We start from the raw sequence: 11,951 nt of genomic DNA on the forward strand, positions 1-11,951 counted from the left end.
CCGCTGAGGTATCCACGCGAAAAACATGGTCATGGCACGCGGATCCAGACCCCGCACCCGCGCGTATCGAACCTCTCGCCCCGGTTGAGCGTCACCGTCATCACGCGGGGAGGATCGTTGTGGAGCAACCAGGTGTCGATGGTGTCGCCTCCGCTCGTCTTCCGGTCCCACCAGCACGTCTTGTAGTCAGGGCGGACCGCCATCCGGTAGCTGCCCGGCCCGATGTCCTTGCCCACTTTGTGCAGCCCGTCGCCGAACCCGCCTTGGGCCTTCCTCCAGACGGGAAGGTACTTCGGGCACAGATACCGGATCGCCGCCTCGTAGACGTCGCGCTTCTCACCCCGGCTGGCGATGATCGAACCCAGCGTCGGCGGCCACGGCCACTCGTCCCCTCGCCCGCAAAGGTCATACCCTCGCTTCAGGTACGAGTCCTCCTTCAGTTTCTTGCCCAGCGCAGCACGGAGCACCTTCAGATACTTCCGCTCCTTCGCCGAACGCGCCGGCTTCGACGGAGTCGGCGCGGGCGTCTGCGAGGCCTCCGCAGGCTCGGAAGATTTCACCGACTCGGGCTGCGCGACCGGTGTCGAGCCGGCTTCCAGCGCTGAGGCACCGCATGCGGACAGCAGCGGGACGGCACACAACAGGAGGACTGATCGGCGCACGAGTGCTCCTTGGGCTGATGACGCCTTTGCGGCAAAGAGTATTGTTCGTACGCCAAGTGCCGCCGGGGAATCCTCGCCCCTTACAGCGGAATCTGTCGGTGTTCGGCTGTTGTGTTGGTCCCGTGCCTGTGTTCAGGTTGTTGACGGATTTCCGAACCAGGGCGAACGGTGGGCAGCGTGACCGGGCTTGGGAGGCTCCGCGCGTGATGCCGATGCTTCTGTCGGCTAGCCAATGGTGGCGAGGAAGTCGAGGGTGCGGCGGGTGAGCAGCGCGGCGGCGTCGGCGTCGTACGACGGCAGGCTGCTGTCGGTGAAGATGTGCCGGTTGCCGGGATAGAGGAACAACTCGCCGTGTTCGGCCGAGGCGAGGAGGGTGCGGGCGGCGTCGAGGTCTCCTTCGCCGGCGAAGATCGGGTCGGCGTCCATGCCGTGGACCTGGACCGGCAGGTCCTCCGGCCATGAGATCCCGAACTCCGAGACAGGCAGGCAGGACTCGAAGAGCAGCGCGCCACGCGCGCCTGGCCGGGTCTGCGCCAGCTTCTGGGCCGGCATGACGCCGAGCGAGACCCCGGCGTACACCAGCTCCCTGGGCAGTGCGTCGGCGGCGCGCACACCACGCTCCAAGAGGTTGCCGAAGCCGACCTTCCCGGCATAGGCGAGGCCGTCGTTCAGGCTGGTGAACGTGTGCCCGTCGAAGAGGTTGGGTGTGTGCACGGTGTGCCCGGCCTGGCGTAGCTCTTCGGCGAAGCCCAGGAATCCGGCCGTCTGCCCCTGGCCGTGGTGGAACAACAAGACCTCGGCCATGAGCCGGTCCTTTCGATCACGTTTAATGAACCAAAAGTCTCGAACGATTGAAGATGTTAGATTAGTCGGACCATGTCGCTCAATCCTTCGGTTCCCGACTACGACCTCGCCGACACGATCGAGCTCACCACCCCGGCACAGGTACGGGCCATCAGCGATCCGCTGCGGACCACGATCCTCGGACTCCTGCACGAGCGCGCCGCGACCGTGACGGAGCTGGCCGGCGCGGTCAAGCGGCCCAAAGGCACCGTCGCGCACCACGTCAATGTCCTGGCCGAAGCCGGGCTGCTGCGCGTGGTACGGACCCGGCGGGTGCGGGCGATCGAAGAGCGTTACTACGGCCGCACCGCCCGAATGTTCTACGTCGGCGTCGGCCGATCCCCCGGCGGCGGCCCGCTCCCGCTGGACTTCAACGACTTCGAGGTCGCGGCCAAGGAGTCCGCCGCGGCCTATCAGGCTCACCAGTTGTGGGCGTTCATCCGGCACGCCCGGATCTCGCCGGAGCGGGCCACCGAGTTCTGGTACCGGATCAAGGATCTGGTGCACGAGTTCGACCAGGTTCCCCGTTCCGGTGAGACGACCTACGGATTCGCCGTCGGCCTGTATCCCATGACCGACTATCCGACCCTGCCGGCCGAGGAGGAATGACGCATGCGGCTGACGGCACGTGAACTCAACCGGGCCACGCTCGCCCGCCAGTTGCTCCTGGGGCGGGAGTCCCTGGATGTCGTCGAGGCCGTGCGACGCGTGGTCGCCCTGCAGGCGCAACACGCGGCCTCACCGTACCTGGCACTGTGGAACCGGCTCACCGACTTCGACCCGGCCGACCTGGACGCGGCATTCACCGACCGCAGGTCGTCAAGGCCACGCTCCTGCGGATCACGCTGCACGCGGTCCACGCCGATGACCACCCGACCTTTTACGAGGCGATGCAGCCCTCCTTACGTGGTGCCAGGCTCGGCGACCCGCGCTTCACCAGCAGCGGCATCACCCCGGCAGACGCTGACGCGCTGATCGGCGAGCTGCTGGCCTTCGCGGCTCAACCCCGGACCGCAGCCGAGATCCAGTGCTGGATCGAGGCGCGGCTCGGCGTCCCGCCGAAGGGCGTGTGGTGGGCGCTGCGGTCGTATGCGCCGCTGCTGCACGCGGCCACCGGCGGGCCGTGGTCGTTCGGAGCGCGGCCGGCCTACGTCGCGGCAGGGATACCGCCGACGCTGGGGGAAGCGGCCGAGCAGGCCCTGCAGACGCTGGTCCTGCGCTATCTGGAGGGGTTCGGCCCGGCATCAGTAGCCGACGTCGCACAGTTCGCCCTCGTGACCCGGGCGAGGGCCCGCAGCGCGATGGGCGCCCTTGCCGGAGTGCTCGAGCGGCTGACCGGACCGGACGGAACGGAGCTGTTCGACCTGCCCGGCGCGCCTCGCCCGGCAGCCGACACACCGGCCCCGCCACGGCTGCTGCCCATGTGGGACAACATCCTGCTGGCCTATGCCGACCGCAGCCGCGTCATATCACCGGATCACCGCAAGCTCGTCACGCGGTCCAACGGCGACGTCCTGCCGACACTCCTGGTCGACGGTCATGTCGCCGGCGTGTGGCGGCCGGTCGAGGAAGGGATCGAGGCCACCTCGTTCCACCCGCTGCCCCGCGAGACGTGGGATGAGCTGGCCGACGAAGCGCAGGCGCTCGTGGCGCTGCTGGCCGACCGCGAGCCCGGGGTCTACCGTCGCTACGACCGCTGGTGGTCGGCCCTACCGGGTGCCGAGGTGCGGATCCTCCCCGAACAGATGCCCTGATCAGCGCCTCGGCTGCGCTTCCCGTAGATGCTCTCATCGCCGCCCTTGAGAGTGATGAAAGGTACGGTCACTCTGGCAGTGCGTAGGCCCCGGCGGCGATGTCCTCGAAGAGCGTCGGGCCCGTCGGCGTCCAGCCGAGCAGCTCCTGGGTGCGGGCGCTCGACGCGGTGAGGTCCATGCCGAAGAAGCGTCCGATCCAGCCGAAGTGGGCCTCGGCGTCCTCCGGAGCGATGGACACCGTCGGCAGGCCCAGGTGGTCGCCGATGGCGGCGGCGATGTCGCGGGAGGGGAGGCCGCCCTCGGCTACCGCGTGCATCCGCGAGCCCGCCGGGGCCTTCTCCAGCGCGAGCCGGACCATCCGCGCGGCGTCGGAGCGGTGTACGGCCGCCCAGCGGGTCGAGCCCTCGCCGATGTAGCCGGCCGCTCCACGCTCCTTCGCGGTCTTCGTCAGCGTCGCGGTGAAGCCGTGGTCGCCCCTTCCGTGAACGGTCGGAGAGAAGCGCAGCACCACCGGGCGGAGCCCGCGGTCGGCGTACTCCAGAGCCAGGTTCTCGCTGCCGCCGCGCATCGAGTCGGCACCGTGGTGCGGTGACGCGTCGTCCTCGGTCAGCGGTCGCCCGGTGACGCCCGAGGCCAGCCCGGAGGCGAGCAGGAACGGGCGGTCGCCGCCCTCGATCGTGTCGAGCATCCGGTGGACGGCGGCTCGCTCGCTGCGGCCCGCGCCGGCGTAGTCGGAGAAGTCGTGCTTGAAGGCGAGATGGATGACGCCGTCGGCAGACGCGGCTGCGGAGGCCAGGCTGTCGAGGTCGTCGAGGCTGCCGCGGTGGGCGATGGCGCCCTTGGCCTCCAGGGCGGCGGCCGCATCGTCGGAGCGGGCGAGGCCGACGACCTTGTGGCCGTGGGCGAGGAGTTCGTCGGTGACGGCCGAGCCGATCCAGCCGGTGGCGCCGGTGACGAAGACGCGCATGGCGTGCTTCCTTCCATAACGATGTCAGTGACTGACATGGACGGTAGCACTGGATGTCAGTCACTGTCATCACTACACTTCTGGGCATGGGTCGCTGGGAGCCGGACGCGCGGGGGCGGATGATCGGCGCCGCGATGGAGCTCTTCGCCGAGCGCGGTTTCGAGCAGACCACCGCCGGCGACATCGCCGAGCGTGCCGGCGTGAGCGAGCGCACCTTCTTCCGGCACTTCGCCGACAAGCGCGAGGTCCTCTTCGACGGCTCCGAGGCCATGGAGCGGACGGCATATGACGCCATCCTGGCCGCGCCTGCCGACCACTCGCCGCTGGATGCGGCGCTGGCCGGGATGGTCGCGGCCGGCGGTCTCCTGGAGGACCGTCGCGACCACGCCGTGCGCCGCTCCCGCATCATCGCGGCCAACCCGAGCCTGCAGGAGCGGGAGCTGCTCAAGCTCGCGGCGATGGTCGACACGACGGCCAAGGCATTGCGCGAGCGGGAAGTCACCGAGCTCAACGCCAGCCTTGCCGCCCACAGCGCGGTGACGGTCTTCTATGTCGCGTTCGCGGGCTGGGTCTCGGACGAGGAGTCGCCTGGCTTCGCCGCCTGTATTGCGGAGACTGCGGCGGCGTTGCGTGCCCTGAAATGACGCGTAATGACGGAAACCGGTCGGGACCGCGGCGGCCAATCAGGCGGCGGGGCGTCCAGTCCGGATCTTGCCTTCACCCTGTTGCCCGCTTGGTCATTCCGGGTTGGGGAGGTCGGCAGGCGGGCCGAGCGGAGGGTCGTTGGCCAGGTCGAAGGCGGCGGCGAGGATGGTGAGCACCTGAATCATGGCCTGAGGCGCCAACTCGTACTCACCGCGCCGCCGTTGCGTGATCAGCCTGGCGCTCTGCAGCGCGCGCAGATGGTGATAGAGCTGGCCGCTGGTGGTCTGCTCGCCGTTTCCGCCGAGGGACTCCTGGAGGTCGGTGGTGGTGCATCGGCCCTGTCGTACGAGCGTGGCGAGCAGCGCCAGCCGCGGCACGCTGCCAAGGGACTCCAGGATTTCGGCCACCGGCGCCCAATCGGCCGACAGCAACTCGGCGAGAGAGAGCTGTCTGTCCCAGAGGCTCTCGCCGCCGGCCAACCGAGCGGCTCCGGCGTAGCCCACCGTCCCGAGCTTGTCCTCCTTCTTCGCCTGGCGGAGCATGCCGGTCGCTGCCGCTGTGAGGGACGGCGACTCCGGAGGGCGTCGCGGTGGGGCAACGGTGTCGACCCGACTCTCCAGGCGGGCGATCCGGCGCTCGAGTTCGGCGAGTCTGTCCTCGCTCATCACACTCTCCTATGTTTCTCCATAATTACGACATAGCGTAGATTAGGGGTACCGGTGTGGCAACGCGATTGGTGACGTGCCGGTTCCGGGAGTGACATCTCATGGCGGCCGGACTGGTGGCGGAGGACGGCGGACGAGCAAGGCCCGACCAAAATCGTTCGCCCCGGCCGCTGGAGGCCAGATAGCGTGTCCGCTGTGCGGGACGAGGTCTACCACTACAACGCGGAACGCTGGGAAGCCCTTGTGGAGGCGGACGCGTTGTTCACCCGTCCCATGCTCGACCTGGACGCCGAGAAGGCTCAGGCCTATCTGGGCCTGGAGAGACTTGGCATCCCCGGCGACCTGGCGGACCGAAAGGTGCTCTGCCTGGCGGGAGGAGGCGGGCAACAGTCTGCGGCCTTCGCCCTGCTCGGAGCCGACGTGACGGTTTTCGACATCTCGTCCGGGCAGTTGGAGCGGGACCGCTTGGCCGCTGAGCACTACGGCGTCGGCATCCGCACGATCCAAGGAGACATGCGGGACCTGTCGGCCCTCGACGACTCCTCGTTCGATCTGGTCTGGCATCCGTACTCGCTGACCTTCGTCCCGGACTCGCGGATCGTTTTCCGTGAGGTCGCGAGAGTGGTCTCAAGAGGCGGCTACTACTACCTGATGTGCGCCAACCCGTTCTTCTCCGGGCTCACTCACGAATCCTGGAATGGGGAGGGCTACACGCTGAGGCAGCCGTACACGGACGAGGCCGCGACCTGCTATCCCGACCAGGACTGGGTCTACAGCCAGAAGCCGGACGGCCGCCGCATCCGCGAACCCAGGGAATACAGGCAGACACTGAGCCGGATCGTCAACAGCCTGATCGGGGAGGGCTTCACGCTGAAGCTCCTCTCTGAAGTACGAAACGACTACCCCGGTGCGGAGCCGGGTAGTTGGGCCCACTTCATGACGGTGGCCCCGCCGTGGCTGGAATTCGTCTGGCAGTACTCGCCCGGCGTCGTCGGAAGGTGAGGGGCGTCCAGGGACGCGGGCGACCGGCCCGGTTCCGGCGTCGCCGGCGTGCCGGACGCCCGGAGCGGGATCAAGATCTATGTGATATGTAGGAATTTTCCTACATGAATGGGCAGGCATCGCATGTCACCCAGCAGGCGTCTTCCAGGAACCGGGTCGAGGCCACGGACGGCCCGGGACGTCGTCGCACATGTCATCAACGGGCACCGCGGCGTCGTCGCGGCGGTTCGAGGCACCGCGCCGCGGCCCTCGTACGGGGTGGGCGTGTCCGGCCTGGGCGACGCCCCGAAAGTCGAGCCCCATGCCGACCTCGTGGCCGCCTACGCCGAGGCCAGGGCGGAACAGCGAAACTGTCCGGCTTTTCTCCGCCTGGCCCGATGGCCGGCGCCGCTGATTGACCGGATTCCTTGGCAGTCGCCCTCCTGCGGGAGCGAAGTCGTCAGGCCTGACGCACCCGAGCCAGGTGGCGTTCGTAGAGGTCGCGGTTGCGGCGGAGGAAGCCGGCGAGCAGTTCCAGGTCGGCGGTGGTGTAGTCCTTCATGAGCGTGTCGCCTTCGGCGACGAAGGGGCCGTAGAGCTCCCAGGTGCGCTGCCGGGCGGTGTCGGTGATCTGGATGAGGGTCTTGCGGCGGTCGGTGGGATCTGGGGAGCGGGTCAGATGGCCCAGGCGCTCCAGCCGGTCGAGCATCGCGGTGACGCTGCCGGTGGCCAGCCCGAGCTCGGCGCCCAGGCGGCTGGGGGTCAGTGCGGGGTGCTGGGTGAGCAGTTCCAGGCAGCGCAGGTCGGTGCGGTTGATGCCGAGGACCCGTGCCGCGGCGTCGTCGTAGGTGTCGACGGCCGCCTGCAGCGCTTGCATCTCCTCGCCGACCGTGCGGCGGAGGACTTCCCAAGAATCCCTTGACATTCGAGCCTCTCGATTATCAAACTAAATCATGTATCTCGAACATCAAGATACATGACAGTCGAGAGGAACAGCAGCCATGACGACTCTGACCCACCCCACCTCGCACAGGCCGATGCTGATCGTCGCCCCGCTGGCCGTGGCCCTGGGAGCGCTGGGCGGCCTGGCCGCCGGCTCTGGCGCCTTCGTGGGCGTCGGAGCAGTGACCGGCCTGCTGTGGGCCGGCCTGGCCGCCCTGCTGGCCCGGCCGCTGCTGCGGCTGCGCGGCACCGTGGCCGCCGACGTCACCGCACTCGGCGCGGCGCTGGTCGTGGCGCTCACCTTCGGCGCCGGGCTGGTCCAGCACGTGATGTATCCGACGCCCGAGGCGTACCTGAGCCTGATGCGATCGCCCGCCTCCGGCGGCGCGACCGGGCTGTACATGGTGCTCAATCCGCTGGTGGAGTGGCTGCTCATGCCGGCGGCGCTCGCCTTGGGCTGGCACCACCCGCGGCGGCGCCGGCTGCTGCTGGCGGCCGCCACCGTCTACTATCTGCAGCGCCTGACCACCTACCTGTACTTCGCGCCCACCGTGCTCAGCTGGGCGCATGGGGGGACGCTTGCCGCGGTGGGCCTCTGGATCAACCTCGACCTGGCGAGGATGGCTCTGGACCTGGCCGTGGTGACCATCCTGTCCACGGCGGTCATCACCCGCAAGCGCTGAAGCTTCGAAGCTTCGAACGAGACACGCCCACGCGCCGTCACCCTCGTCGGCGTCCTGCAACTGCTGTTCGGCCATGGCGCCGACGGGACTTACCTCACAGGTCATCGACCCCGGCGCCGTCCGGCTGCCATGATCGCTGGTGTACGAAGCACGACCGGCCGGAAGGACACCATGCCCGCCTACGCGATAGCTCATCTGCAAGAGGCCGCCCCGCACCCGGAGATCGCCGAGTACATCGAGCGCATCTCCGCCACCTTCGAGCCGTACGGCGGACGCTTCCTCGTGCACGCCACGCAGCACGAGGTGAAGGAGGGCAGCTGGCCAGGGCACGTCGTGGTGATCGGCTTCCCCGGGATCGCCGAGGCGCGGGACTGGTGGGACTCCCCCGCGTACCAGGAGATCGCGCCGCTGCGCTCGCGGCACATCATGGGCGACATCATCCTGGTCGAAGGCGTTCCGGAGGGCTACGACCCGGCTTCCACCGCGAAGGCGATGCGGGAGGCACTGCCCGACAAGTAGCCGATCAGCTCGGCGGTCGGCGGGCGGGACCGGTCCCGAGCTCGGCGCACTAGGGTCGTGGCAGCCGATCATGCGGGAGGGGTTGTGCGGGTGCCGTCGAGTCGCCGGCCGGCACTGCCACACCTGCCTCGTCACAGTCCGCGTTCTGCGCTGACCTGGACACGTTCAACGCCGCGCTGCTGAGGTACGCCGCCGAGGTGGGAAAGGCGATCCACGACGAGCCTGTGGATTTCGAGGAGGCGCGCAGAGTCGCCAGGCTGGTCGCCCAACTCGGCAAGGGGATGAAGGACAGCGTGCCTCCCGACATCGCCGATGCCTTTCACCTCCAACTGAAGGCGGTTCGCGTGTCGTCGAGCAAGTTGTCCACCCGCAATAGCGCCTTCGACGTCGTCGACCCGGTGTACAACAAACGAGCGACCGCTGCGCGGAAAGCGCTCAACGAGTACGAATGTGACTGATCTGCTGCTAGCCGTCCGAGCCCGCAGGCGACGGCGGCGCCTCGGCGATCGCGTGCAACGGCCTGGTCCAGAAGGTAATCGGGTGGGACTGTCCGTTGAACGTCCATGCGTCGGTATAGCTGGTGGTGGCGAAATAGCTGGGCCGAGGAGCCTGAGCGCTCGCCGTATCTCGGCCAGGGTCGGTCCCCAGTCCTCCAGGTAGTGCAGCACCAGAGCCGCCGCCTGGTCGGCGCCAGCATCCCGGCGCTGGCGTCGATGCCGGTGACGACGGCACCGCGGTCGCGTAGGGCGGCGGACAGGGGGCCCGAGCCGCAGCCGGCGTCCAGGATCCGGCGGCCGGCCACGTCTCCGGCGAGGGTTATGATCGCGGGCCGCGCCCAGTACGCGTTCATGATGTTGTTCTCGGTCTCCGCCGAGTACGCCTCGGCGAAGCCGTCGTAGTCGTTCACCTGGTCCGGATCTGCAGCCTGGGTTGCGGTCGAAACCCAGGCAGGTTGCCCTGTGGCGATGTTCTCGGCAGGTCCGTTCCGCGGTCCATCGTCGCAGCCTAGCGATCTTTGGGTGCGTTTAAGGTTCCCCGCGGCCGTACCCCCGGCTGGTCTTTTGCGCGTCGCTGAACAGCCCGGCCGGGATCGATGCTGAACCCCTTGCCAGGCGCTGGCTAAGCTGCGCGCATGGCGCGGATTCTCCTCCTGCACTCGATGTACGGCCTGCGGCCCGCCGTTCACCAGGCCGCCGACAGGTTGCGGACAGCCGGCCACGACGTGCACGTCCCCGACCTGTACGGAGGCCGGGTCGTGGACACGCCTGAGGACGGCATCGCGATCAAGGAGGAGATCGGCCGGGACGAGTTGCTGAAGCGTGCCGTGGCCGCAGCGGCCCCGCTGTCCGCCGACGGCGACCTGGTCTACGCGGGCTTCTCGCTGGGTGCGGCGCTCGCGCAGAACCTCGCCCTGGCCGACGAGCGGTCCCGCGGGCTGCTGCTGATGCACGGCACCTCCGACATGGCCGACGGTGTCTCGGCCGACGACCTGCCCGTCCAGCTCCACGTCGCCGACCCCGACACCTACGAGCCCGTCGACTGGCTGAACGCCTGGTACCTCAGGATGCGCCGGGCCCGGGCCGAGGTGGAGGTTTTTCGCTACCCAGGCGTGGGTCACCTGTTCACCGACCCTGATCTGCCCGACTACAACGCCGAGGCCGCCGAGCGCGCCTGGAGGATCGCCCTGGGCTTCCTCGCCGACCTGCGGTGATGACCAGTCGCGCGACCCTCTGCCGCCTGTCGGGATGCGAGTAGATCGAGGCTGAGCGGGCGTCTCACGGACAAGGTCGGGAAGCGCCGCGATGTAGGCGCCCGCCGGCGACACGACCGTCAAGAAGGCCACCATGAGGATGGCGTAGAGGTACATCGCCGTCAGGGAGGTGTCGTTCGCTGAAGGCCCGGATCTCCGAGGCCGGCGACACGAGGCGAGGGCTGTCGTCGTATGGCGCCTCTCCGCCGTCATCCGGGACACGGCAAGTGCCGGTGGGTGGGGGCGGCTCAGCCGACGCCGACGGTCTGCCGCCCGGGCTCGACGACGGCGACGACGCGTTCCTCTCCTCGGGGGTACGGCCTGCCGGTGTACTTCGTTGAGATCTGGTCGATGATCTCCCAGGCCGTGTCGCCTTCGAGCCATTCGATGACCCGGCCGCGGACGATGATGGGCTGGAGATGGGTGACGCCCGGCGCCGGCACGGCTTCGACCAGGCGCAGGCGTACGTGCCCGGGCAGCGCCCGGAAGAAGGGGCGGCCGCCGCCGAGCAGGATCGGCACCTGGTGGAGGATCACCTCGTCGACGAGCCCCGCCTTCAAGGCCTCGGTCGCGACGCCGCCGCCCATGAGGCCGACGTCCTTGCCGTCAGCGGCCTGGCGAGCCGCTGCCATCGCATCCTCGATGCCGGTGGTGACCAGGGTCTGCCGCTCGGTCATCTCGGGTGCCGCCCGATGGCTGAGGACGAACGGCTGGGCCGCGGGGTGCGGGCTGCCGCCTCCGAAATGGTCGGAGTCCTCATAGGTGGTGCGCCCCGCCACGATCGCGCCCACGCGTGCGGCGAGGGCGTCGAAGACCCGGGCGCTGGGCCCGCTCAGCCGGAACCCGTCGAAGACCTGGCTGGGCGTGTCGCCATCGAAGTACCAGTCGAACAGCATCGTTCCGTCGCCCAGCCCGCGCCCGGCGCCCGGGTCGCGCCCGGTGATGTAGCCGTCGACCGACACCGCGTGGGCGCTGATGACCTAGCTCATCTTCGCGACTCCTTCTTGAGTTCCTTGAAGAGACTCCATGACCGTAGCATCCGGAGTTCCTTAAGGGAACCCCAATTGCTAGACTGGTCTCATGCAACGCACGAAGTTCGGAGAAATGGCCTGCTCCATCGCGCGCACCCTCGACGTGATCGGGGAGCCGTGGTCGCCGCTGATCCTGCGTGACGTATGGGTCGGCATGAACCGCTTCGACCAGCTCCAGGCCGACCTCGGGATCTCACGCAAGGTGCTGACCGAGCGGCTCAACCACCTCGTCGAGCAGGGCGTGCTCGAGCGCGTTCCCTACGACAAGCGGCCCCGCTACGAGTACCGCCTGACGGCGAAGGGTGCCGAGCTGGTCGACCTGCTCATGGTCATGGCCGCTTGGGGGGACAGGTGGCTCGCGGGCGAGGCCGGGCCGCCAGTGCTCTACCGCCATCACGCGTGCGGTGAGATCAGCCGTGTCGACCTGCGCTGTGCCCACTGCGGCGAGCCGATGCACGCCGGCGACGTCGACCTGCTGCCGGGCCCGGGCGCGGCCGTCTCAGGCTGAG

14 protein-coding genes and 2 pseudogenes are annotated in these 11,951 nt (G+C 68.7%); 9 read left to right on the forward strand and 7 right to left on the reverse strand.

Annotation, left to right across the window (positions count from 1 at the left end):
- Positions 1-29: 29 nt before the first annotated feature.
- Complete coding sequence (locus ID574_RS39820; protein WP_188194200.1) at positions 30-662, reverse strand: Rv1352/Rv1906c domain-containing protein; 633 nt, start codon at positions 660-662, stop codon at positions 30-32.
- A gap of 225 nt (positions 663-887) precedes the next feature.
- Complete coding sequence (locus tag ID574_RS39825; RefSeq protein ID WP_188194201.1) at positions 888-1,466, reverse strand: dienelactone hydrolase family protein; 579 nt, start codon at positions 1,464-1,466, stop codon at positions 888-890.
- A gap of 72 nt (positions 1,467-1,538) precedes the next feature.
- On the opposite strand from ID574_RS39825, the gene ID574_RS39830 reads away from it, so the two are divergent.
- Entirely contained in the window at positions 1,539-2,114 is a 576-nt protein-coding gene (locus ID574_RS39830; RefSeq protein ID WP_188194202.1) for an ArsR/SmtB family transcription factor, read from the forward strand.
- Between the two features lie 3 nt (positions 2,115-2,117).
- A pseudogene (locus ID574_RS39835) lies at positions 2,118-3,259 on the forward strand (winged helix DNA-binding domain-containing protein).
- Between the two features lie 67 nt (positions 3,260-3,326).
- Here ID574_RS39835 and ID574_RS39840 read toward each other — a convergent pair.
- The gene (locus tag ID574_RS39840; protein WP_188194203.1) at positions 3,327-4,226 is read right to left on the reverse strand and encodes an SDR family oxidoreductase; all 900 of its coding nucleotides are present in this window, start codon (positions 4,224-4,226) and stop codon (positions 3,327-3,329) included.
- An 86-nt stretch (positions 4,227-4,312) separates the two neighbouring features.
- On the opposite strand from ID574_RS39840, the gene ID574_RS39845 reads away from it, so the two are divergent.
- Positions 4,313-4,870, forward strand: a complete 558-nt coding sequence (locus tag ID574_RS39845) for a TetR family transcriptional regulator (protein WP_188194204.1) — start codon at positions 4,313-4,315, stop codon at positions 4,868-4,870.
- A gap of 93 nt (positions 4,871-4,963) precedes the next feature.
- Here the strand turns inward: ID574_RS39845 and ID574_RS39850 are convergent, their stop codons facing one another.
- A complete protein-coding gene (locus ID574_RS39850; RefSeq protein ID WP_188194205.1) occupies positions 4,964-5,536 on the reverse strand; it encodes an ArsR/SmtB family transcription factor in 573 nt (190 codons plus the stop codon).
- 186 nt (positions 5,537-5,722) lie between these two features.
- Between ID574_RS39850 and ID574_RS39855 the strand changes: the two genes are divergently transcribed.
- The gene (locus ID574_RS39855) at positions 5,723-6,538 is read left to right on the forward strand and encodes a class I SAM-dependent methyltransferase (protein WP_188194206.1); all 816 of its coding nucleotides are present in this window, start codon (positions 5,723-5,725) and stop codon (positions 6,536-6,538) included.
- Positions 6,539-6,977: 439 nt separating this feature from the next.
- Here ID574_RS39855 and ID574_RS39860 read toward each other — a convergent pair whose 3' ends face one another.
- Positions 6,978-7,442, reverse strand: a complete 465-nt coding sequence (locus ID574_RS39860) for a MarR family winged helix-turn-helix transcriptional regulator (protein WP_188194207.1) — start codon at positions 7,440-7,442, stop codon at positions 6,978-6,980.
- Between the two features lie 76 nt (positions 7,443-7,518).
- Here ID574_RS39860 and ID574_RS39865 point away from each other — a divergent pair, with 76 nt between their 5' ends.
- From ID574_RS39865 to ID574_RS39875, 3 genes are all read left to right on the forward strand, one after another.
- Positions 7,519-8,142, forward strand: a complete 624-nt coding sequence (locus ID574_RS39865; protein WP_188194208.1) for a hypothetical protein — start codon at positions 7,519-7,521, stop codon at positions 8,140-8,142.
- A 171-nt stretch (positions 8,143-8,313) separates the two neighbouring features.
- Positions 8,314-8,661, forward strand: a complete 348-nt coding sequence (locus tag ID574_RS39870; RefSeq protein WP_188194209.1) for a DUF1330 domain-containing protein — start codon at positions 8,314-8,316, stop codon at positions 8,659-8,661.
- A 197-nt stretch (positions 8,662-8,858) separates the two neighbouring features.
- Positions 8,859-9,119 (forward strand): hypothetical protein, encoded by a 261-nt coding sequence (locus ID574_RS39875; RefSeq protein ID WP_188194210.1) that lies wholly within the window; start codon positions 8,859-8,861, stop codon positions 9,117-9,119.
- A gap of 37 nt (positions 9,120-9,156) precedes the next feature.
- Here the strand turns inward: ID574_RS39875 and ID574_RS39880 are convergent.
- Positions 9,157-9,511: pseudogene (locus ID574_RS39880) on the reverse strand (class I SAM-dependent methyltransferase); the annotation flags it as partial.
- 282 nt (positions 9,512-9,793) lie between these two features.
- Between ID574_RS39880 and ID574_RS39885 the strand changes: the two are divergent.
- On the forward strand, positions 9,794-10,372 hold the full coding sequence (locus ID574_RS39885) for a dienelactone hydrolase family protein (RefSeq protein ID WP_188194211.1): 579 nt from the start codon (positions 9,794-9,796) through the stop codon (positions 10,370-10,372).
- 287 nt (positions 10,373-10,659) lie between these two features.
- Here ID574_RS39885 and ID574_RS39890 read toward each other — a convergent pair whose 3' ends face one another.
- The gene (locus ID574_RS39890; RefSeq protein ID WP_336245602.1) at positions 10,660-11,388 is read right to left on the reverse strand and encodes a dihydrofolate reductase family protein; all 729 of its coding nucleotides are present in this window, start codon (positions 11,386-11,388) and stop codon (positions 10,660-10,662) included.
- A 103-nt stretch (positions 11,389-11,491) separates the two neighbouring features.
- Between ID574_RS39890 and ID574_RS39895 the strand changes: the two genes are divergently transcribed.
- Positions 11,492-11,950: a winged helix-turn-helix transcriptional regulator gene (locus tag ID574_RS39895; protein WP_188194212.1), complete on the forward strand. Its 459-nt coding sequence runs from the start codon at positions 11,492-11,494 to the stop codon at positions 11,948-11,950.
- Position 11,951 lies beyond the last annotated feature (1 nt).

The sequence above is a fragment of the Nonomuraea sp. SYSU D8015 genome, from assembly GCF_008065375.1.
Taxonomy (GTDB): domain Bacteria; phylum Actinomycetota; class Actinomycetes; order Streptosporangiales; family Streptosporangiaceae; genus Nonomuraea.